At 67.7% G+C, this 21673-nt stretch carries 17 protein-coding genes; 11 read left to right on the top strand and 6 right to left on the bottom strand.

Going from position 1 to position 21673, the window contains the following annotated elements:
- Positions 1 to 4 precede the first annotated feature (4 nt).
- Positions 5 to 1033: an L-threonylcarbamoyladenylate synthase gene (locus OHZ10_RS14225; RefSeq protein ID WP_174993145.1), complete on the top strand. Its 1029-nt coding sequence runs from the start codon at positions 5 to 7 to the stop codon at positions 1031 to 1033.
- Between the two features lie 80 nt (positions 1034 to 1113).
- On the opposite strand, the gene OHZ10_RS14220 is transcribed toward OHZ10_RS14225, so the two are convergent.
- From OHZ10_RS14220 to dacB, 3 genes are all read right to left on the bottom strand, one after another.
- Complete coding sequence (locus OHZ10_RS14220) at positions 1114 to 2244, bottom strand: SGNH/GDSL hydrolase family protein (protein ID WP_059233311.1); 1131 nt, start codon at positions 2242 to 2244, stop codon at positions 1114 to 1116.
- Positions 2245 to 2339: 95 nt separating this feature from the next.
- On the bottom strand, positions 2340 to 3254 hold the full coding sequence (locus OHZ10_RS14215) for a sterol desaturase family protein (RefSeq protein ID WP_059233312.1): 915 nt from the start codon (positions 3252 to 3254) through the stop codon (positions 2340 to 2342).
- 330 nt (positions 3255 to 3584) lie between these two features.
- A complete protein-coding gene (gene dacB / locus OHZ10_RS14210; protein ID WP_059233313.1) occupies positions 3585 to 5117 on the bottom strand; it encodes a D-alanyl-D-alanine carboxypeptidase/D-alanyl-D-alanine endopeptidase in 1533 nt (510 codons plus the stop codon).
- 186 nt (positions 5118 to 5303) lie between these two features.
- Between dacB and OHZ10_RS14205 the strand changes: the two genes are divergently transcribed.
- The 6 genes from OHZ10_RS14205 (at position 5304) to OHZ10_RS14180 (ending at position 10681) form a co-directional block, all read left to right on the top strand.
- Positions 5304 to 5966: a response regulator gene (locus OHZ10_RS14205; RefSeq protein ID WP_059233314.1), complete on the top strand. Its 663-nt coding sequence runs from the start codon at positions 5304 to 5306 to the stop codon at positions 5964 to 5966.
- A 3-nt stretch (positions 5967 to 5969) separates the two neighbouring features.
- A complete protein-coding gene (locus tag OHZ10_RS14200) occupies positions 5970 to 7316 on the top strand; it encodes an ATP-binding protein (RefSeq protein ID WP_059233315.1) in 1347 nt (448 codons plus the stop codon).
- Between the two features lie 112 nt (positions 7317 to 7428).
- The gene (locus OHZ10_RS14195) at positions 7429 to 8913 is read left to right on the top strand and encodes a DegQ family serine endoprotease (protein WP_059233316.1); all 1485 of its coding nucleotides are present in this window, start codon (positions 7429 to 7431) and stop codon (positions 8911 to 8913) included.
- Between the two features lie 103 nt (positions 8914 to 9016).
- On the top strand, positions 9017 to 9454 hold the full coding sequence (locus OHZ10_RS14190) for a carboxypeptidase-like regulatory domain-containing protein (protein WP_059233317.1): 438 nt from the start codon (positions 9017 to 9019) through the stop codon (positions 9452 to 9454).
- Between the two features lie 131 nt (positions 9455 to 9585).
- Positions 9586 to 9945 (top strand): DUF427 domain-containing protein, encoded by a 360-nt coding sequence (locus tag OHZ10_RS14185; RefSeq protein WP_174993144.1) that lies wholly within the window; start codon positions 9586 to 9588, stop codon positions 9943 to 9945.
- 28 nt (positions 9946 to 9973) lie between these two features.
- Positions 9974 to 10681 carry a CoxG family protein gene (locus OHZ10_RS14180; protein WP_059233319.1) on the top strand — a complete coding sequence of 236 codons (708 nt, stop codon included), beginning with the start codon at positions 9974 to 9976 and terminating at the stop codon, positions 10679 to 10681.
- Between the two features lie 60 nt (positions 10682 to 10741).
- On the opposite strand, the gene OHZ10_RS14175 is transcribed toward OHZ10_RS14180, so the two are convergent.
- Positions 10742 to 11779: a helix-turn-helix domain-containing protein gene (locus OHZ10_RS14175; protein ID WP_342702813.1), complete on the bottom strand. Its 1038-nt coding sequence runs from the start codon at positions 11777 to 11779 to the stop codon at positions 10742 to 10744.
- 152 nt (positions 11780 to 11931) lie between these two features.
- On the opposite strand from OHZ10_RS14175, the gene OHZ10_RS14170 reads away from it, so the two are divergent.
- Positions 11932 to 12597, top strand: coding sequence for a cysteine hydrolase family protein (locus OHZ10_RS14170; protein ID WP_174993142.1), 666 nt, complete (start codon positions 11932 to 11934; stop codon positions 12595 to 12597).
- 31 nt (positions 12598 to 12628) lie between these two features.
- Here OHZ10_RS14170 and OHZ10_RS14165 read toward each other — a convergent pair whose 3' ends face one another.
- Entirely contained in the window at positions 12629 to 13270 is a 642-nt protein-coding gene (locus OHZ10_RS14165) for a TetR family transcriptional regulator (RefSeq protein ID WP_059233321.1), read from the bottom strand.
- 399 nt (positions 13271 to 13669) lie between these two features.
- On the opposite strand from OHZ10_RS14165, the gene OHZ10_RS14160 reads away from it, so the two are divergent.
- Genes OHZ10_RS14160 through OHZ10_RS14150 form a run of 3 tightly spaced genes read left to right on the top strand, consistent with a single transcriptional unit; the run spans position 13670 to position 19698 of the window.
- Complete coding sequence (locus OHZ10_RS14160) at positions 13670 to 14947, top strand: efflux RND transporter periplasmic adaptor subunit (RefSeq protein WP_059233322.1); 1278 nt, start codon at positions 13670 to 13672, stop codon at positions 14945 to 14947.
- 15 nt (positions 14948 to 14962) lie between these two features.
- Entirely contained in the window at positions 14963 to 18163 is a 3201-nt protein-coding gene (locus OHZ10_RS14155; RefSeq protein ID WP_059233323.1) for an efflux RND transporter permease subunit, read from the top strand.
- Positions 18163 to 19698, top strand: a complete 1536-nt coding sequence (locus OHZ10_RS14150) for an efflux transporter outer membrane subunit (RefSeq protein WP_342702811.1) — start codon at positions 18163 to 18165, stop codon at positions 19696 to 19698. Before OHZ10_RS14155 ends, OHZ10_RS14150 begins: the two co-directional genes overlap by 1 nt.
- 378 nt (positions 19699 to 20076) lie before the next feature.
- On the opposite strand, the gene OHZ10_RS14145 is transcribed toward OHZ10_RS14150, so the two are convergent.
- Positions 20077 to 21453, bottom strand: a complete 1377-nt coding sequence (locus OHZ10_RS14145) for a nucleobase:cation symporter-2 family protein (protein WP_044844484.1) — start codon at positions 21451 to 21453, stop codon at positions 20077 to 20079.
- Positions 21454 to 21673 lie beyond the last annotated feature (220 nt).

The following is a 21673-nucleotide window of genomic DNA, read 5'->3' as shown; positions in this document are numbered from 1 at the left end:
GCCGATGTCCATCGATCTCCCGAAGTCCGTGACGCTCGCCCAGATCGACGCGGCCGCTGCGCTGCTCGACGCGGGGCAGCTCGTCGCGTTCCCGACCGAGACCGTCTACGGGCTCGGCGGCGACGCGGCGAATCCCGAAGCCGTCGCGCGCATCTACGCGGCGAAGGGGCGGCCCGCGAACCATCCGGTGATCGTGCATCTGCCGCCGGGCGGCGATCCCGGCTACTGGGCCGACGAACTGCCGGCCGATGCGCACGCGCTGATCGATGCATTCTGGCCGGGCCCGCTGACGCTGATCCTGAAACGCCATGCGCGCATTCCGGACGCCGTGAGCGGCGGGCAGGATTCGGTCGGGCTGCGCTGCCCGTCGCATCCGGTCGCGCAGGCGCTGCTGGCCGCGTTCAGCGCGCGGCGCGGCGGCCACGGCGGTGTCGCGGCACCGTCCGCGAACCGGTTCGGCCACGTGAGCCCGACGACCGCACAGCACGTGCGCGACGAATTCGGCGACACCGTGCACGTGCTCGACGGCGGCGCATCCGAAGTCGGCATCGAATCGACGATCCTCGATCTGTCGCGCGGTTTCCCGGCGCTGCTGCGCCCGGGCCACGTGACGCCGCAACAGATCGCCGACGTGCTCGGCCGTGCGCCGCAGCTGCCGGATGGCAGCGATGCGACCGCACCGCGCGCGTCGGGTACGCTGAAAGCGCATTACGCGCCGCGCACGCCGCTCGCGCTGCTGCCGTTCGACGCGCTCGAGCCGCTGCTCGCGGCTGCGCAAACCGACGGCGAACGCGTCGCGCTCGTCGCCCGTGCGTCGCGCGCGGGGCGCTGGGCGCAGGCCGACGGCGTGCATTTCGTCGCGGCGCCGGAAGATCCGCAAGCCTATGCGCGCGACCTGTACGGGATGCTGCGTGCGCTCGATCGTGCGCAGGTTGCGCGCATTCTCGTCGAGAAGCTGCCCGAAACGGTCGAATGGATCGCGGTCAACGATCGCCTCGGCCGCGCGGCGGCCGCGTTCGAAGCACGCGACTGACACCCGTTTCGCTTGACGAATAGAAAACGCCCGACCGGCAAACCGGTCGGGCGTTTTCGTTTGGGCGCGTGGCCGGCGGCTTACTTGCCGACGCCGGATTTCGCGATCTGCTGTTCGACGAACTGCGCGAACAGTGCATGCAGGCGCGTCGTCGGGTGGACCGTGTCGGCGAACATGTAGGTCTGGTCCGCGTTCGCGACCGTGTAGGTCTGCTGCGAGCAGAACAGCGACGAGCCGAATGCGGTTGCATTCGCGACACCGTACTGCGTGGCGGCCTGCACCATCGCCTTCAGGTTACAGGCGGTGTCGGTGTTCGACACGGCGAAGCCGTTCGCCTTGTAGTTCGCGAGGATGCCGTCCTGCCACGTGAACGTGTCGAGCAGCACGTACTTGGTCGTGTCGACCTTGAGTGCCTGCAGCGTCGCGGCGAGCGTGCCGTTGAACAGCATCGACAGTTGCGTGAGGGTCGTCTGCGTGCCGCCTTGCAGCGCGAGCGGCGTGCCGCCGATATCCGGCACGTTCGACACGAACACGTGCGTCGCGCCGGCGGCGACGATTTGCTGCACGAGACCCGCGAGCTGTTGCGCGGCAGCGCCGATGTTCTGCTGCAGTTGCGTCGGCGTGATCGCGCCGGCCTGCAGTGCCGCGACCTGGTAGAAGATGTCGTTCGCGCCGCCGTTCAGCAGCACGATCTGGCCGCCGTTGAAGCTGCCGTGCTGCGACACGTATTGCTTGACCTGGTCGGCGATCGGCGTCGTGGTTGCCTGCGCGAAGTCGGCGTTCGGCACGCTGGCGTCCGCGTGGCCGATGCCCGGCTGCTGCGTCACGCGCGAGCCGCCCTGCGCGTAGCCGAGGCCGCCGGTGGCCTGCAGCGGGATGCCGAAGCCGCCCTGGTTCGCGGGCTGCAGCGTGTCGCCGTAGTACTGCGCGACGTTCTGCGTCCACACCTGGCCCGGGTTGGTCGTGAAGCGGCCGCCGCCGAAGCCGAGCTTGATCTGCGAGTAGGTGCCCGCATCGGACAGGCTGTCGCCGAACGACACGACCTGCATCTTCACGCCCGACGGCGGCGTGTTCGATGCGCTGCTGCTGTTGTTGTCGTCACCGCCGCCGCACGCGGCGAGCAGCGCGAGCGCGGCGCCGGCGATCGCGACCTGCGCGGTGCGCAGCATGCGCTGACGGGTGCGGGAAGGTGCGTGTTGTTGTGTCTGCATCGTTCGATCTCCTCGTAGATATGGCCTGATGTGTTTCTCATCTGCCGCGTGCCTGCTCGGTTCCGGGCTGCGCGGCGGCCGTTGGCTAAAACGGTTTATTGGTCACGCGCAGCTGCCAGCGGGACGGTGCGCGGATCCTGGTTCGCGGCCTCGGCGATCTGCGCATGATAAGCGCTCGCCCATTCGGGCGGGCCGAAAATCGCGCGCAGCTTGTTGCGCCATCCGTCGACGTGCAACGCGTCGGCCGCCAGCGAACCCCACTCGTGGAACGTCGCGACGAGCGGGTTGTTCGAGCCGAGCCGCTCGACGATCCCGTACTGCGGCGGATCGTCGGGCGTCTCCTCGACATAGCTGCCGAACAGGCGATCCCAGATCACCAGGACGCCTGCGTAATTGCGGTCGATGTAGCGCGCGTTGCGTGCATGGTGTGCGCGGTGGATCGACGGCGTGTTCAGCACGTACTCGAGCCAGCCGAGCTTGCCGATCGCCTGCGTGTGCACGAAGAACTGGAACGCGAGGTTGATCAGCACGATGCCGACCACCTGTTGCGGCGGGAAGCCGGCGAACGCGAGCGGCAGCCAGAACACCCACATGCCCGCGACGGGGTACATCAGGCTCTGGCGGAACGCGGTCGAGAAATTCATCCGCTCGGACGAGTGGTGCACGACGTGCGCGGCCCACAGCCAGCGCACGCGATGGCTCGCGCGATGGAATACGTAGTAGAGGAAATCCTGTGCGACGAACAGCACCGCGAACGACAGCCAGCTGTCGTGCCACGTGAACAGGCGATAGTGCTGGTAGCAGTACGCATAGACGGGGATCACGAACAGCCACGCGATCTTGTCGGCGCCCTGGTGCATCAGGGCGAGCGCCGCGTTGCACAGCGTGTCGCGCCATGCGTAGACATGGTCCTGCGCACGTGTGCGGGCGAGGTGCCAGGCCTCCCACGCGATGCAGAGCAGGAAGACGGGCGCCAGCGCGAGCAGAAGCAATTCGACGTCGAATCGCATGGGCGTGTCTCCTTCTTTCCCCTGCAAGCCATGAGGCCGGGCGTGTGGCCCGTTGTAGATATCGGTCAGGCCAACAGCCTACGCAATCGCCACGCGCAAGGCGAGGGGGCAGCGTAGAGGGTTCCCTCTGAGGACAGGGTTTCTACGGAAGCCGCGCGGCACGGGGCCGGGCGGTGTGGCCCTGTTTTGTGGGGACGGTTTTCGGGCAGGGCGTCGTGCGCGGGCGGCGGGGGGCGTTTCAAACCGCGCAGCGCCGAATTCCGCCTGCGAGGTGGTGCGGGGCTGCGCGGGTCGCCCGTCAGGGCGACCCGCTGCGGGCGGCGTTGCGCTTCAGTGCGCGCCCGCGTAGATCCACTCGAGCAGCGTGTCGTGCGCGGCGCGCGCGCCTTCCGCGTGATCGTTGTTGATGAAGCTGACGACGATGTAGCTGTTGCCGTCGGCCCCGCCGACATAGCCGGCGATCGCGCGCACGTCGCGCAGCGTGCCGGTCTTGATGTGCGCGTTGCCGAGCACGCCGGCGTTGGTGAGGCGGTTCTTCATCGTGCCGTCGATGCCGGCGATCGGCAGCGAATCGACGAACGTCTGCGCGACGGGACTCGCGTTCGCGGCCTGCAGCAGGGCGGCGAGCGACAGCGCGCTCACGTGCTCTTCGCGCGACAGGCCCGAACCGTTCTCGAGCACGAGGTCGGGCATCGCGATGCCGCTCTTCTGCAGGAACGCCTGGATCGCGCGGCTCGACTGCTCGGGCGTCGCGGGCGGCTTGCCGCTGACCGCGCCGATCGTCAGGAACAGGTTGCGCGCCATCACGTTGTTGCTGAACTTGTTGATGTCGTAGACGATGCTGCCGAGCACCGGGCTGTGATGCACGGCGAGCGGCCGCGCGGTGGTCGGCACCTTGCCTTCGCTCACGGGCCCCGCGATCGTGCCGCCGTCCTGCTGCCACAGCGCGAGGAAGCCACGCGCGAAGAACGTCGTGTGATCGAGGATCGCGAGGTTGGTCGTGTGCGCGCCGCAGCGCAGCGGGTAGTCGCCGGCGAACGACGCGGTCATGATGCCGCCGCCGGCCGTCAGCGTCGGGCGCGCGGCCGCGGCAGCCGCGCTGCACGAGCCCGAGCCTTCCACGAGCTGGTTGTCGATCGACAGGTCCGCGAGCGGCGGCAGCACGTCGACGGCCACCTTGCCGTCGTCGCCCGGCGTGACCGTGAACGACACCGCCTTGAACGCGTACAGCAGCGGATCGGGGCCGACGTTGTACGGCGCGCTGGCGTCGTCGTCGAACGACGGCAGGTCGCGCGTCGACGCCGCGAAATAGCTCTTGTCGAGCACGAGGCCGCCGGCCACGCGCTTGACGCCGGCCTTGCGGAGCTTGTCGACGAGGTCGATCAGCTCTTCGGGCACGAGCTTCGGATCGCCGGTGCCCTTGATGTACAGGTTGCCCTGCAGCGTGCCGTCGGGGTCGATCGTGCCGTCGGCGTACGCGGTCGTGCGCCAGCGGTAGTCGGGGCCGAGGATCGACAGGCCCGAGAAGGTCGTCACCAGCTTCATCGTCGAGGCCGGCAGCATCGGCCGGCTCGCATTCCACGCGATCAGCGGTTCGGGATCGCCGACGCGCTCGACGACGACGCTCATCGCCGAGGCCGGCACCTTCGCGCGTTGCAGCGCGACGAGCACGGACGCCGGCAGGCCGGCCGCGCGCGCGGCCGGCGACACGACGACGGCCTTGCGCGCTTCCTTGTGGGACTTCTTGCGGGCCTGCGCGGACGGCGCGAACGCGAGGGCCGTGCAGGTGGCGACGACGGCTGCTGCGCGCAGGCAGACGCGGGCGCGGGGGGCGAACCGGGTGGAAAGATCGGAAATCGGCATGGGCGAATACGGGAAAAGCAGGGGTTCGGGCAGGGCGCGCGGCGGCGCCGAAGCGCACATTGTAGAGACAAGTCCGCGCAACCCCCTTGCAGTCCGCCTTACTGTTGCATTGCAGGGTGCCGCGCACGCGATTCGCGGCGCTACAATGGTCGGCGTGTTTGACTCGCTCCATGGATGCCTGTCCCGATGCGGATACTGCTTGTCGAAGATGATCGAATGATTGCCGAGGGCGTGCGCAAGGCGCTGCGCTCGGACGGCTTTGCGGTCGACTGGGTGCAGGACGGCGACGCGGCGCTCACGGCGCTCGGCGGCGAGACGTACGATCTGCTGCTGCTCGATCTCGGCCTGCCGAAGCGCGACGGCATCGACGTGCTGCGCACGCTGCGCGCACGCGGGCTGTCGCTGCCGGTGCTGATCGTCACCGCGCGCGATGCCGTCGCCGACCGCGTGAAGGGGCTCGACGCGGGCGCCGACGACTACCTCGTCAAGCCGTTCGACCTCGACGAACTGGGCGCGCGGATGCGCGCGCTGATCCGCCGCCAGGCCGGGCGCAGCGAGTCGCTGATCCGCCACGGCGCGCTGACGCTCGATCCCGCTTCGCACCAGGTGACGCTCGACGGCGTGCCCGTCGCGCTGTCCGCGCGCGAGTTCGCGCTGCTCGAGGCGCTGCTCGCGCGGCCGGGCGCGGTGCTGTCGAAGAGCCAGCTCGAGGAAAAGATGTACGGCTGGGGCGAGGAGATCGGCAGCAACACGGTCGAGGTCTACATCCACGCGCTGCGCAAGAAGCTCGGTTCGGACTTGATCCGCAACGTACGCGGGCTCGGCTACATGGTCGTCAAGGAAAGCTGACGCGTGAGGTCGATTCGTCATCAATTGCTGATCTGGCTGCTCGCGATCGTCGTCGCGGGCGTGGGCATCGCGGGCTGGCTCATCTACCGGCAGGCGCTCGCGGAAGCGAACGAACTGTTCGACTACCAGCTGCAGGAAATCGCCGCGGCGCTGCCGTCGGAGCCGTTCTCGCAGGTGTTCGGCTCGCGCACCAACGGCGACGAAGGCATCGTGATCCAGATCTGGAACCGCAACGGCGTGCTGATGTACTTCTCGCATCCGCGTGCGCCGATCGCGCCGCGGGCGGAACTCGGCTTCTCGACCGAGCGCACCGATCGCGGCGAGTGGCGCGTGTACGGTGCGATCGTCGGCGACAACGTCGTGCAGCTCGCGCAGCCGCTGTCGGTGCGCAACCGGCTGGCGGCGAACGTCGCGCTGCGCACGCTGTGGCCGCTGATCGTGCTGCTGCCGTTCCTCGGTGCTGCCGTGTGGGTGATCGTCGGTCGCGGGCTCGCGCCGCTCGGTCGCGTGACGCGCGCGGTCGAGGCGCGCCGGCCGGAAGCGCTCGATCCGTTGCCCGACGCGCGCTTGCCGCTCGAGGTGCAGCCGCTCGTCCGCGCGCTGAACGGGCTGCTTGCGCGGCTGTCGGCCGCGCTCGATACGCAGAAGGCGTTCGTCGCCGACGCCGCGCACGAGCTGCGCACGCCGCTCGCGGCCGTGCAGATCCAGGCGCAGCTGGTCGCCCGCGCGAAGGACGATGCATCGCGCCGCGAGGCGGTCGCGGATCTCCAGGACGGCGTGTCGCGCGCGACGCGCCTCACCGAGCAGTTGCTCGCGCTCGCACGCGCCGAGCCGGACGGCGCGACGATGCGCGAACCGGTCGACCTGCAGGCGCTGCTCGCCGAATGCGTGGCCGCGCATGCGCCGCTCGCACAGCGGCACAACATCGATCTCGGCTTCGAGGAAACGCGTGCGGCGAGCGTCGTTGCGGACGTCGGCGCGCTGCGCGTGATGTTCGGCAACCTGCTCGACAACGCGGTGAAGTACACGCCGGACGGCGGCCGCATCGACGTGTCGTTGACGAGCGACGCGGCCGGCCGCGCGTGCGTGCAGATCGGCGACAGCGGGCCCGGCATTCCGGCGGACGAGCGCGAGCGCGTGTTCGACCGCTTCTATCGCGACAGCACGGCACGTGCACGCACCGACGTGTCGGGCAGCGGCCTCGGGCTTGCGATCGTCAAGCGCGTGGCGGCGCAGCAGGGCGCGACGGTGTCGCTCGGCGATGCGGCCGCGGGCGGCCTGCTCGTCAGCGTCGTGTTCCGCGATGCCGAGATGCCGGCCCAGGCGCCGCAACCGTCCGAATCCGTGTGAAGCGTGCCGCCGGGGCGGGCGCCGGCGGCCGCTTAAGCCCCGCTTAAGGCTGATTAAGCCTCCTTTAAGTCAGGGTCGTTACGCTGCGTCCTAACAAAGAGGAGGTCCTACGATGAACACCCGATTCCTTGCGCGCGGCGCCGTCGCGGTCGCCGTGGCGGCCGCCCTGTCGGCCGGCTATTTCGCCGGCACCCGTCGCGCCGATCCGCAGATCATCACGCCCGCGCAGGCTGCCGCACTGATGCCGGCCGAAGCGGCCGCCAAGACCGGCATCCCCGATTTCTCCGGGCTCGTCGAGACCTACGGCCCGGCGGTCGTGAACATCAGCGCGAAGCACGTCGTGAAGCAGGTGTCGCGGCGCGTGCAGCAGCCGCAGCTGCCGATCGACCCGAGCGACCCGTTCTACCAGTTCTTCAAGCACTTCTACGGCCAGGTGCCGGGCATGGGCGGCGACGCGCAGCCGGACGACCAGCCGAGCGCGAGCCTCGGCTCCGGGTTCGTCATCAGTTCCGACGGGTACATCCTCACCAATGCGCACGTGATCGACGGCGCGAACGTCGTCACGGTCAAGCTGACCGACAAGCGCGAATACAAGGCGAAGGTCGTCGGCGCCGACAAGCAGTCCGACGTCGCGGTGCTGAAGATCGACGCGAGCGGCCTGCCGACCGTGAAGATCGGCGATCCGGCGCAGAGCAAGGTCGGCCAGTGGGTCGTCGCGATCGGCTCGCCGTACGGCTTCGACAACACGGTCACGTCGGGCATCATCAGCGCGAAGTCGCGCGCGCTGCCGGACGAGAACTACACGCCGTTCATCCAGACCGACGTGCCGGTGAATCCCGGCAACTCGGGCGGCCCGCTGTTCAACCTGCAGGGCGAGGTGATCGGCATCAACTCGATGATCTACTCGCAGACGGGCGGCTTCCAGGGCCTGTCGTTCGCGATCCCGATCAACGAGGCGATCAAGGTGAAGGACGAGCTCGTGAAGACGGGCCACGTGAGCCGCGGCCGCCTCGGCGTCGCCGTGCAGGGGCTGAACCAGACGCTCGCGAGTTCGTTCGGGCTGCCGAAGCCGGACGGCGCGCTCGTCAGCTCGGTCGACCCGAACGGTCCGGCCGCGAAGGCCGGCCTGCAGCCGGGCGACGTGATCCTGTCGGTCAACGGTTCGCCGGTCGCCGATTCGACGTCGCTGCCCGCGCAGATCGCGAACCTGAAGCCCGGTTCGAAGGCCGACCTGCAGATCTGGCGCGACAAGTCGAAGAAGTCGCTCAGCGTGACGCTCGGCGCGATGGCCGATGCGAAGCTCGCGTCGAACGACGGCGGGCCGGTCGAGCAGGGCCGCCTGGGCGTCGCGGTGCGGCCGCTGTCGCCGCAGGAGCGCAGTGCCGACAACCTGTCGCACGGGCTGATCGTGCAGCAGGCCGGCGGGCCGGCCGCCAACGCGGGCATCCAGCCCGGCGACGTGATCCTCGCGGTCAACGGCCGCCCGGTCACGAGCCCCGAGCAGTTGCGCGACGCGGTCAAGGGAGCGGGCAACAGTCTTGCTCTGCTGATCCAGCGCGATAATGCACAGATCTTCGTGCCGGTCGACCTGAGCTGACCGGTATGGCCGACGGCCGGCCAGGCCGGCCGCGGCGGGCGCCGCCGCCGCTCGGTCGCGTGACGCAGCGCCCCGTATGTGTTCCGACCCCAAGGAGAGAGCCATGCAATATCTACGCAACGTGTCCCGATTTGCCGTCGCGGCGGCGCTGGCCGCCGGCCTCGCAGCCGGTGCGACCGGCGCGTACGCGCAGTCGGACGGCTTGCCCGCCGCGCGCCAGCAGGGCGACGTCACCTTCGTGTCCGGCGGCGTCGGGCAGGACGAATCGACGGCGTTCCAGCGCAACGAAGCGAAGTGGCCGCTGGCGCTGCGCTTCACCGGCAAGGGCGGCGAGTTCCTGGCCGACGTCCATGTGCGGATCGTCGACGGCAAGGGTGCCGAGGTGCTGAAGACCGACGCGCGCGGGCCGTACATGCTCGTGCAGGTGCCGCCCGGGCGCTATACGGTGCATGCGTCGTACCAGGGCAACGACGAGTCGCGCGCCGTCACAGTCGGCGCGAAGGGCGGCGCGAAAACCGCGTTCCAGTGGAGCGCGCAGTAGCACGCCGCGCGCGGCCCGGGCGCGGGTCGCGCAATCGGACGAAGTTTCGCCCATAATGAAAGCCACGGCACCCGTGCCGTGGCTTTTTTCGTTTCCTGCCCCCGGCCCGCCGGCCGCCCGAAGGAGAAACGATGTCCGATGCAGCCGACCCTCGACTCGAAATCGTGCCGAACCGTCATCGCGTGCGCGTGATTCATCGCGGCATCACGTATGCCGATTCGCATGGCGCGCTGACCGTGCGCGAAACGGGGCTCCCGGACATCCATTACCTGCCGCGCAGCGACGTCAACATGCGCCGGCTCGTGAAATCCGGCACCACGACGGCCTGCCCGTACAGGGGGCAAGCCGTGCACTTCGATTTGCAGACCGAAGACGGCGTGATCGAGAACGCCGCATGGAGTTACGAAGAACCGAAGGAGGCGGCGTCCGTGCTTGCGCACTACGTCGCCTTCGATGCCGCACGGATCGACAGTCTCGTCGAGACGTCCTGATGCGGCGCGCGTTCATCGGGGAGGCGTCATGGAACTGAACGACACGTTACGCGTACCGCTCGCGCCGCCTGTCGTGCGGGATGCGCTTGAAGATCTCGCATTGCTGCGGGCGAGCTTCGACCATTGCGAATCGTTCGTGAAACTCGCACACGGCGAGTTCGCGTTGACGATCACGGTGCCGCTCGGGCCGCTGCGCGCCCGCTACGACGTGCGCGCGCACGCGGCCGCCGAGCACGGCGATGCGGAGGGGCAGCCGCGCCGCGTGCTCAACTTCAAGGCGCGGGCCGACGGCCTCGGCGCGCTGCGCGGCCAGGTCGAACTCGTGCTGATGCCGGACGACGACGCGAGCGCCACGCGCATCGAGTATGTCGTCTGGGCGACGGCGAGCGGGCCGCTGGCCGAGCTGCCGGGGCGGCAGATCGACAATGCGCTGCGCGAGTGGACCGACACCTTCTTCCGCGAGTTTTGCGCAGTCGTGCAGGCGAAGCACGGCCTCGCGCCGAATCGCGCGCGCTCGCACGCGCAGCGGCGCCAGCACGTGTTCCTGCGGCCGGCATCGCTGGTGGCCGCGACGAAGCGTTCGCTGCCGCCGCATCTCGGCGGCGCGCTGACCGGTCGTGCCGCCAGTGCGCTCCCGCATCGCGGTTCCGGCACGGTGCCCGTCTGGGCATGGGCGGCGATGATCGTGTTCGTCGCGCTGCTGCTTTATGCGGCGCGCTGGATCAACGGCGCCTGAGCGGCCGGCCGGTTCCCCCGGTTCCACTTCACGGCCTGCGCGCCGACCGCGAGGCGGGCGTTACCGTCCCGCATCGGCATAGGCCGCGGCGCCGCGAAATTCCCTTCGATAGGCAGATGGCGACGTGCCGAGCGCGCCCGCGAAATGCTGGCGCAGCGACACGCTAGAGCCGTAGCCGGCCGCCTGCGCGATCGCGTCGATCGATTGCCCGGTGGTTTCGAGCAGGTGCTGCGCACGCGCGAGCCGCTCGGCCTGCAGCCACGCGGTGACGGTCGTGCCCGTCGCCTGGCGGAAGTGGCGCGTGAGCGTACGGCGGCTCATCAGCACGCGTTCGGCGAGCGAATCGACGCTGTGCGCGGCGTCGAGATGCGCCCGCACCCAGTCGAGCAGGCCCGCGAGCCGCGCATCGCGCGGGTGGGCGGCGACCGGCTGCGGCACGTACTGGGCCTGCCCGCCCTGGCGGTGCGGCGGGATCACGAGGCGGCGCGCGATCTGGTTCGCGGCGTCCGAGCCGAAGCGGCGCCGCACGACGTGCAGGCAGCAGTCGAGCCCCGCGGCCGTGCCGGCCGACGTCATCAGGTTGCCGTCGTCCACGTACAGCACGTCGGGATCGAGTTTCACGCGCGGAAAGCGTTGCGCGAAATCGTCGGCCCACGCCCAGTGCGTGGTGGCCGGGCGGCCGTCGAGGAGGCCTGCCGCGGCGAGCACGTACGCGCCGAGGCACAGCCCGACGAGTTGCGCGCCACGGGCGGCGACCGCGCGGACGGCATCGAGCATCGCGTCGGGCGGCGCTTCGTCCGGGTCGCGCCATGCCGGCACGATGACGATGTCCGCATCGTCGAGTGCGTCGAGCCCGTACGGCGCGGTGATCGTGAAGCCGCCCGTCGTGGACAGCGGGCCGCGCTCGGCCGAGCAGACGCGGAACTCGAACACGGGCGACGCGGCTGCGTCGCGTTCCTTGCCGAACACGACGGACGGCACCGACAGGTGGAACGGGCTGATGCCGTCGTATGCGATTACGGCGACGACGGTCGGTGCGGTCGGAACGGGCGGGGCGAACGGCGAAGCGGGCGACGCGGGTGATGCAGCGGCGGTCATGGCGGGCTCCGGATGGGCGATGGCCCGATTCTATCGAAGAATGGCTATCGGGCCACTGTCCGCACCGGCGACGCGGCTCGACAATGCATCGCATCGCGCTGCTGGCTGTCCCGTTCCGGGGCGGGGCAGCGCCCCCGGACCAGGAGCCCGCCATGTCGAACGCCGTCCCGTCTTCCGTTTCCCAGCCTGCTGCCCGCCGTGCGCTGATCGTGATCGACGTCCAGAACGAATACGTGACGGGCAGTTTGCCGATCGAGTATCCGCCGCTCGATGTGTCGCTCGCGAACATCGGCCGCGCGATCGACGCCGCGCATGCGGCCGGCGTGCCGGTGATCGCGGTCCAGCACGTTGCACCGGCCGGCGCGCCGATCTTCGCGCCCGGCAGCGACGGCGTCGCGCTGCACGCGGTGGTCGCCAGCCGGCCGTACGCGCACCTGATCGAGAAAGCGCAGGCGAGTTCGTTCGCCGGCACCGGTCTCGCTGCGTGGCTCGACGCGCACGGGATCGACACGCTCGTGGTGGCCGGCTACATGACGCACAACTGCAATGCCGCAACGGTCTATCACGCGGCGCATGCGGGGCTGAAGGTCGAATACCTGGACGACGCGACGGGTGCGCTGCCTTACGAGAACGAAGCGGGGGCGGCGAGTGCCGAAGAGATTCACCGCGCGTACACGGTGGTGTTCCAGTCGAATTTCGCGGCGGTGATGTCGACCGACGCGTGGATCGCGGGACTGGCCGGCGCACCGGTGCCGGCGCGCGATTCGGTGGCCGCGTCGAACCGGCGGGCCCGCGCGCATCGCGCGAAGGCGGCCTGACCCGGCCGGAGGGGCGGGGGCGGCCGCGCCGTCAGTCGCCGTCCTTCAGCATCGCCGGGCTGTAGCGCAGCATGTCGAAACAGCCGTCGACGAGCTTTTCCGCATGCTGCTCGGCGTCGATCTCGTCGGGCAGCATCAGCATGTCCCGCACGAAGCCGCTGACGAGCGTGTGCAGCATCAGGGTCGCCCGCCACGTATCGAGCCGCTCGGGCAGCAGCTTGAGCCGCACGGCCACTGCGAGATCGGCGTCGATCGTGTGCAGCGCCTCGCTCATCCCCGCGCGGTTGCGCTGCAGCAGCGGCTCCATGTCCGCGACGTACTCGCACTTCATGAACAGGATGCTGAACACGCGCCGCAGCTGCGAGTCGCGCTGCACGCCGAGCAGGCACCAGATCAGGATCTGCCGGACCTTCTCGAGCGGATTGCCGCCCGGCGCGTCGAGCGGCATCCGCTTCAGTTCGTCGATCGGCAGAAATACGCGGTCGAACATCGCGTCGAACAGTTCGCTCTTGTTCGCGAAGTGCCAGTAGATCGCGCCGCGCGTCACGCCGGCGTGCTGCGCGATATCCGCGAGCGATGTGTGCGACACACCCTTCTCGAAGAACACGTGCTCGGCGGCGTCGAGAATGCGGTTGCGCGTCTCGAGCGCCTCCTCCTTGGTACGTCTGACCATGTGCAGGCCTGAATGGATCGGTCGTAGGTGAATATAGGGTCTGCAACCCTCGCAGCCGTCATGGAGACGGGCTATGCTTGCCACTGGTAACAATCCGTAAGACTGGACCGTCGGCAGGGCACAAACGGGCTTTTTACATACATTCGTGAATGTATATACAATACCACCCTACGATCGAATGACCCAAGTGGCAATCAGTTAATATCCCACTCTGCTGATTCCCGCCAAAGTACCTGTCCGCAGTTCGCGGCATCCCCGTCGGCACGGAGGTCTCGTGCCGACGTGCTGTATCTAGTAGTCCAGTAATTCAGGTGTTCGATCTGCGCCGCGAGGCGCATCCGTGTTGCGCTCCCGCCGGGTGCTGCACTTATTCCATTGGCTATACACAGAGGTCGCTCCATGCGCGTCGAACGGGTTCCATACCGCTTGATCACTGTCGCGGCAGCCGCGGTTTTCCTGGCTGCATGCGGAAAAAAAGAATCGGCACCGCCGCCGCAAACGCCGGAAGTCGGCGTCGTCACCGTCCAGCCGCAAGCCGTTCCGGTCTTCACCGACCTGCCGGGCCGCACCAGTGCATTCCTCGTCGCGCAGGTCCGCGCACGGGTCGACGGCATCGTGCTGCGCCGTGAATTCACCGAAGGCACCGACGTCAAGGCCGGCCAGCGCCTCTACAAGATCGACCCGGCGCCGTACGTCGCCGCGCTGAACAGCGCGAAGGCGACGCTCGCGAAGGCGCAGGCGAACCTCGTCACGCAGAACGCGCTGGTCGCGCGCTACAAGGTGCTGGTCGCCGCGAACGCGGTCAGCAAGCAGGACTACGACAACGCGGTGGCCACGCAAGGGCAGGCCGCTGCCGACGTCGCAGCCGGCAAGGCGGCGGTCGACACCGCGCAGATCAACCTCGGCTATACGGATGTCGTGTCGCCGATCACCGGCCGCGTCGGCATTTCGCAAGTGACGCCGGGCGCGTACGTGCAGGCGAGCCAGGCCACGCTGATGTCGACCGTGCAGCAGCTCGATCCGGTGTACGTCGACCTCACGCAGTCGAGCCTCGACGGCCTGAAGCTGCGCCAGGACGTGCAGAGCGGCCGCCTGAAGACGAGCGGCCCGGGCGCGGCGAAGGTGTCGCTGATCCTGGAAGACGGCAAGACCTACTCGGAAGCGGGCAAGCTGCAGTTCTCGGACGTGACGGTCGACCAGACCACCGGCTCGGTGACGATCCGCGCGGTCTTCCCGAACCCGGGCCGCGTGCTGCTGCCGGGGATGTTCGTGCGCGCACGGATCGAGGAAGGCGTGAACGAGAACGCGTTCCTGGTGCCGCAAATCGGCGTCACGCATGACCAGAAGGGCCAGGCGGTCGCGATGGTGGTGAACGCCAGCAACAAGGTCGAGCCGCGTCCGCTGAAGACGACCGGCATGCAGGGCCCGAACTGGGTCGTCGAAGGCGGTCTGCAAGCGGGCGATCACGTGATCGTTCAGGGCGTCGACAAGGTGCGCCCGGGTGCGACCGTGAAGACGGTTGCCGCCCAGCTCGCGCCGGCGGCCGATGCCGCACCGGGCGCTGCTGCCGCCTCCGCCGCACCGGCTGCCGCCGGTTCCGGCGCCGCTGCTGCTTCCGGTGCCGCTGCATCGGGCGCCGCGCCGGCGAGTGCTGCCGCTGCTTCGAGCGCGCAATAACAGGGAGCCTGTTTCATGGCAAAGTTTTTTATCGATCGCCCGATCTTCGCGTGGGTGATCGCCATCATCCTGATGCTGGCCGGGGTCGCGTCGATCTTCACGCTGCCGATCTCGCAGTATCCGACGATCGCGCCGCCATCGATCCAGATCACCGCGAACTACCCGGGCGCTTCCGCGAAGACGGTGGAAGACACGGTGACGCAGGTGATCGAGCAGCAGATGAGCGGTCTCGACAACTTCCTGTACATGTCGTCGACGAGTGACGACTCGGGCAACGCGACGATCACGCTGACCTTCGCGCCGGGCACCAACGCCGACATCGCACAGGTCCAGGTGCAGAACAAGCTGTCGCTCGCGACGCCGGTTCTGCCGCAGGTCGTGCAGCAGCTCGGCCTGTCGGTGACGAAGTCGAGCAGCAGCTTCCTGCTGGTGCTCGCCTTCAACTCCGAAGACGGCAGCATGAACAAGTACGACCTCGCGAACTTCGTGGCGTCGCACGTGAAGGATCCGATCAGCCGGTTGAACGGCGTCGGTACCGTCACGCTGTTCGGCTCGCAGTACGCGATGCGGATCTGGCTCGACCCGAACCGCCTGACCAACTACGGCCTCACGCCGGTCGACGTGTCGACCGCGATTGCCGCGCAGAACGTGCAGATCGCGGGCGGCCAGATCGGCGGCACGCCGTCCACGCCGGGCACGATGCTGCAGGCGACGATCACCGAATCGACGCTGCTGCAGACCCCTGCGCAGTTCGGCAACATCCTGCTGAAGGTCAACCAGGACGGCTCGCAGGTTCGCCTGAAGGACGTCGCGAAGATCGAGCTCGGCGGCGAAAACTACAACTTCGACACGAAGTACAACGGTCAGCCGACCGCGGCACTCGGTATCCAGCTCGCGACCAACGCGAACGCCCTCGCCACTGCGAAGGCCGTGCGCGCGAAGATCGACGAACTGGCGCCGTTCTTCCCGCACGGTCTCGTCGTGAAGTACCCGTACGACACGACGCCGTTCGTGAAGCTGTCGATCGAGGAAGTGGTCAAGACGCTGCTCGAAGGTATCGTGCTCGTGTTCCTCGTGATGTATCTGTTCCTGCAGAACCTGCGGGCGACGATCATCCCGACGATCGCGGTGCCGGTCGTGCTGCTCGGTACGTTCGCGGTCATGTCGATGGTGGGCTTCTCGATCAACACGCTGTCGATGTTCGGCCTCGTGCTCGCGATCGGCCTGCTGGTGGACGATGCGATCGTGGTGGTGGAGAACGTCGAGCGGGTGATGGCGGAAGAGGGCTTGTCACCGAAGGAGGCGACCCGCAAGGCGATGGGCCAGATCACCGGCGCGCTGGTCGGTATCGCGCTCGTGCTGTCGGCCGTGTTCGTGCCGGTCGCGTTCTCCGGCGGCTCGGTCGGTGCGATCTATCGGCAGTTCTCGCTGACGATCGTGACGGCGATGATCTTGTCGGTGCTGGTTGCGTTGATCCTGACGCCGGCCTTGTGCGCGACGATCCTCAAGCCGATCCCGCAGGGCCATCACGAAGAGAAGAAGGGTTTCTTCGGCTGGTTCAACCGCACGTTCAACAACAGCCGCGACAAGTACCACGTCGGCGTGCACCACGTGATCAAGCGCTCGGGCCGCTGGCTCATCATCTATCTGGTCGTGATCGTCGCGGTCGGGCTGCTGTTCGTGCGCCTGCCGAAGTCGTTCCTGCCTGATGAAGACCAGGGCCTGATGTTCGTGATCGTGCAGACGCCGTCGGGTTCGACGCAGGAAACGACCGCGAAGACGCTCGCGAACATTTCCGACTACCTGCTGAAGGACGAGAAGGAAATCGTCGAGTCGGCGTTCACGGTCAACGGCTTCAGCTTCGCGGGCCGCGGCCAGAACTCCGGTCTCGTGTTCGTGCGCCTGAAGGACTACTCGCAGCGTCAGCATGCGAACCAGAAGGTGCAGGCGCTGATCGGCCGGATGTTCGGGCGTTACGCGGGCTACAAGGACGCGATCGTGATCCCGTTCAACCCGCCGTCGATTCCTGAACTCGGCACGGCTGCGGGCTTCGACTTCGAGCTGACGGACAATGCCGGTCTCGGCCACGATGCACTGATGGCCGCGCGTAACCAGCTGCTCGGGATGGCCTCGAAGGATCCGACGCTGCAGGGTGTCCGTCCGAACGGCCTGAACGATACGCCGCAGTACAAGGTCGACATCGACCGCGAGAAGGCGAATGCGCTGGGCGTGACGGCGGATGCGATCGACCAGACGTTCTCGATCGCGTGGGCGTCGAAGTACGTGAACAACTTCCTCGACACCGACGGCCGGATCAAGAAGGTCTACGTGCAGGCAGACGCGCCGTTCCGGATGACGCCGGAAGACATGAACATCTGGTACGTGCGCAACGGGTCGGGCGGGATGGTGCCGTTCAGCGCGTTCTCAACCGGTCACTGGACGTACGGTTCGCCGAAGCTCGAGCGTTACAACGGCGTGTCGGCGATGGAAATCCAGGGTCAGGCCGCACCGGGCAAGTCGACCGGTCAGGCGATGACCGCGATGGAAGGGCTCGCGAAGAAGCTGCCGGTCGGTATCGGCTATTCGTGGACGGGCCTGTCGTTCCAGGAAATCCAGTCCGGTTCGCAGGCGCCGATCCTGTACGCGATCTCGATCCTCGTCGTGTTCCTGTGTCTCGCGGCACTGTATGAAAGCTGGTCGATTCCGTTCTCGGTGATCATGGTGGTGCCGCTCGGCGTGATCGGCGCACTGCTCGCGGCGACGATGCGCGGCCTCGAAAACGACGTGTACTTCCAGGTCGGCCTGTTGACCACGGTGGGCTTGTCAGCGAAGAACGCGATCCTGATCGTGGAATTCGCACGCGAGTTGCAGGTGACCGAGAAGATGGGGCCGGTCGAAGCCGCGCTGGAAGCGGCGCGCCAGCGGCTGCGTCCAATCCTGATGACGTCGCTCGCGTTCATTCTCGGCGTGATGCCGCTCGCGATCAGCAACGGTGCGGGCTCGGCGAGCCAGCATGCGATCGGCACGGGCGTGATCGGCGGGATGCTCACGGCAACGTTCCTCGCAATCTTCCTGATCCCGATGTTCTTCGTGAAGATCCGTGCGATTTTCAGCGGCGAGCGGGAAGATGCCGACGAGGCATTGCGTCTGGCTCAGGAGCATGCGAAGCACGAAGAGACGCCGGGCAACGGCGACGAAGGCAACAAGGGACAGTGATGATGCAAAAACACGCTTTGACTGCAACCGCGGTCGCACTGGCCGCCGCGCTTTTTGCCACGGGCTGCACGATGGCGCCGCATTACAAGCGGCCCGACGCACCCGTCGCGCAGGCGTACCCGGCCGGCGGCGTCTACGCGACGCAGCCGGGTGCGGCCGGCGCGCGCAGCGCGAACGGCCAGGCGGCGACCGCCATCGGCTGGCGCGAATTCTTCGTCGATCCGCGCCTGCAGCGGCTGATCGAGATCGCGCTGAAGAACAACCGCGACCTGCGCGTGTCGGTGCTGAACATCGAGGCGGCGCGCGCGCAGTACCAGATCACGCGCGCGGGCCTGTTCCCGACGCTCAACGGTACGGGCACGGGCAACATCCAGCGCCTGCCGGCCGGTGTGTCGACGACGCAGCAGCCGCTGATCACGCGCAGCTACAACGTCGGGCTGTCCGCATCGTGGGAACTCGACCTGTTCGGCCGCGTGCAGAGCCTGAAGGACCAGGCGCTCGCGCAGTACCTGTCGACCGCGTATGCGCGGCAGGCGTCGGAGATCTCGCTGGTGTCGCAGGTGGCGGATCAATACCTGACGCTGCTGTCGACCGACGACCTGCTGCAGGTCACGGAGAACACGCTGAAGTCCGCTCAGGCGCAGTACGACCTGACCAAGCTGCAGTTCGACAACGGCACGGGCTCCGAGCTCGAGCTGCGTCAGGCGCAGACGGTGGTCGAGACGGCGCTTGCAAACCAGCAGGCGCAGGCGCGTGCCCGCGCACAGGCGCTGAACGCGCTGGTGCTGCTGATCGGCGAGCCGCTGCCGGACGACCTGCCGGCGGGCATGCCGCTCGACGCGCAGAACCTGCTGACGGACGTGCCGTCCGGGTTGCCGTCGGATCTGCTCACGCGCCGTCCGGACGTGATGCAGGCCGAGCAGACGCTGCTGGCCGCGAACGCGAACATCGGCGCGGCGCGTGCGGCGTTCTTCCCGAAGATCTCGCTGACGGCGGCGTTCGGCACCGCGAGCCCGACGCTGGGCGGCCTGTTCAAGGCCGGCACGGCGGCGTGGTCGTTTGCGCCGAACATCGCACTGCCGATCTTCGAGGGCGGCGCGAACATCGCGAACCTCGATCTTGCGCACGTGCAGAAGCGCATCGAGATCGCGAACTACGAGAAGGCGATCCAGTCGGCGTTCCGCGAAGTGTCGGATGGCCTGGCCGCACGCGGCACGTACGACCAGCAGATCGCGGCGCTGGAGCGCAACGAGCACGCGCAGCAGCGCCGTTTCGATCTGTCGGACCTGCGTTACAAGAACGGCGTCGACAGCTACCTGTCGGTGCTGACCGCGCAGACGGACCTGTACTCGGCGCAGCAGACGCTGATCAGCGCGCGTCTGGCGCGCTGGACGAACCTGGTCGACCTGTACCGCGCCCTGGGCGGCGGGTGGGTCCAGCGCGCCGGCGAGACGCCGCGCGCGCCGGATGCACCGGTCGACTACGACAAGGCGGCCGCTCCGGCGGCGGCGTCGGCGGCAGCGACGAACGGGTAAGCGCAAGGAAGGGCAGGCGCGGGAAACCGCGCTTGTTCTTCGAACCGGCTGTACGCGTAAGCGAAACGCCACGGATGCAAATCCGTGGCGTTTTCTTTTGTACTGTCGAATCGTGCGGGAGAGGATCGTTGTCGTGACGATGGGTGCGTCGCGTCCTGCTTGCGCCGTACATGCCGTTCGGGCCGTACATGCCAATCACGCCAGTCACGCCAGTCCGCGCGACCATCGGTATCCAGCGCAGCGTGCTGCGACCAGTATTCACGGGCAAGGCGCGATCGCCCGTGCGCCGGTCCTGTCCGGCACCCACCAAGCAAAAACGCCACGGCATGCCGTGGCGTTTTGCGTTACCGCTTCGCGCCGTCGTCCGGCGCGGGGCGATCAGTGGTGCACGTCGGCGGGACGCCCGTCGAAGTCGTGTCCGGCGCGGCGGATGTCGCAGCGCGCATCCTTTTCTCCTTTCACGCCGTTGAACACGATGTTCAGGATCACCGCCGTGGCCGATGCCAGCAGGATGCCGCTGTGCAGGATCGGGGCGAGCGCGGGCGGCAGCTTCGAGAAGAAGTGCGGCGACACGACCGGCACGAGGCCCATGCCGACGCTCACGGCGACGATGAACAGGTTGTGCGAGTTGTTCACGAAGTCGACCTTCGACAGCACCTTGATGCCGTTCGCGGCCACCATCCCGAACATCACGATGCCTGCGCCGCCGAGCACGAACGGCGGCACCGATGCGACGACCTGCGCCATCTTCGGGAACAGCCCGAGCAGCACGAGGATCACCCCGCCCGTTGCACACACGAACCGGCTCTTCACGCCCGTCACGCCGATCAGGCCGACGTTCTGCGAGAACGACGTATGCGGGAACGAGTTGAAGATGCCGCCGATCAGCGTGCCGAGGCCGTCGACGCGCAGGCCGCGCACCAGGCGTTCCTGGTTGACCGGGCGATCGACCATGTCGCCGACCGCGAGGAACATGCCGGTCGATTCGATGAACGTGACGAACATCACCGTGACCATCGTCACGATCGACAGCGGGTCGAAGTGCGGCATGCCGAAGTGGAACGGCATCACGATGCCGACCCACGGTGCGTGCGCGACGCCGTCGGTATTGACGCGGCCGATCGCGAACGCGATCGCGAAGCCGGCGACGATGCCGAGCAGCACCGAGATGTTCGCGATGAAGCCGCGGCCGAACTTGTTGATCATCAGGATCAGCGTCAGCACGAGCAGCGACAGGCCGAGATAGACGGGGCTACCGTACTCGGGGTTGCCGACGCCGCCGGCCGCCCAGTTGATGCCGACTTCCATCAGCGACAACCCGATCACCGCGATCACGGTGCCGACGACCACTGGCGGGAAGAACCGCAACAGCTTGCCGATCATCGGCGCGAGCACGATGCCGATGATGCCGGCCGCGATCGTTGAACCGAAGATGTCGAGAATCCCGAGGCCGGGGTTCGTGCCGATCGCGATCATCGGGCCGACTGCCGCGAACGTGCAGCCCATGATGACGGGCAGGCGGATCCCGAAGATCCACAGGCCCAGCGTCTGGATCAGCGTGGCGATGCCGCACGAAAACAGATCGGCGCTGATCAGGAACGCGATCTGGTCTTTCGGCAGCTTGAGCGCCGCGCCAACGATAAGCGGCACGGCGACAGCGCCGGCGTACATGACGAGGACGTGTTGCAGGCCAAGCGTAACCAGCTTGCCGGTCGGCAGCACTTCATCGCACGGATGGACCGTGTTCGATTGCATCTGTCTCACTCCATGATCTTGTTTTCGGGGTGATACGAAGTTATGCGGAATGAATCCACGCAACAAGAGCGCTGGGTACTATTCCGTTCTTTGCTGGTTCGATATGCCAATTCGGCATGGAACAGGGTGTCGATCATCGGGAAACAGCCGCAGGAGTGAGGTTCCCCGGTTTTATAGCCCTTCAAAATAGCGCCGGCCCCCATGTCAAATATAGGCCGCT

The organism is Burkholderia arboris, from assembly GCF_038723655.1.
In the GTDB taxonomy this organism is placed as follows: domain Bacteria; phylum Pseudomonadota; class Gammaproteobacteria; order Burkholderiales; family Burkholderiaceae; genus Burkholderia; species Burkholderia arboris.
The sequence above is the reverse complement of the archived record's forward strand: the minus strand, read 5'-3'. Positions and strand labels throughout refer to the sequence as shown.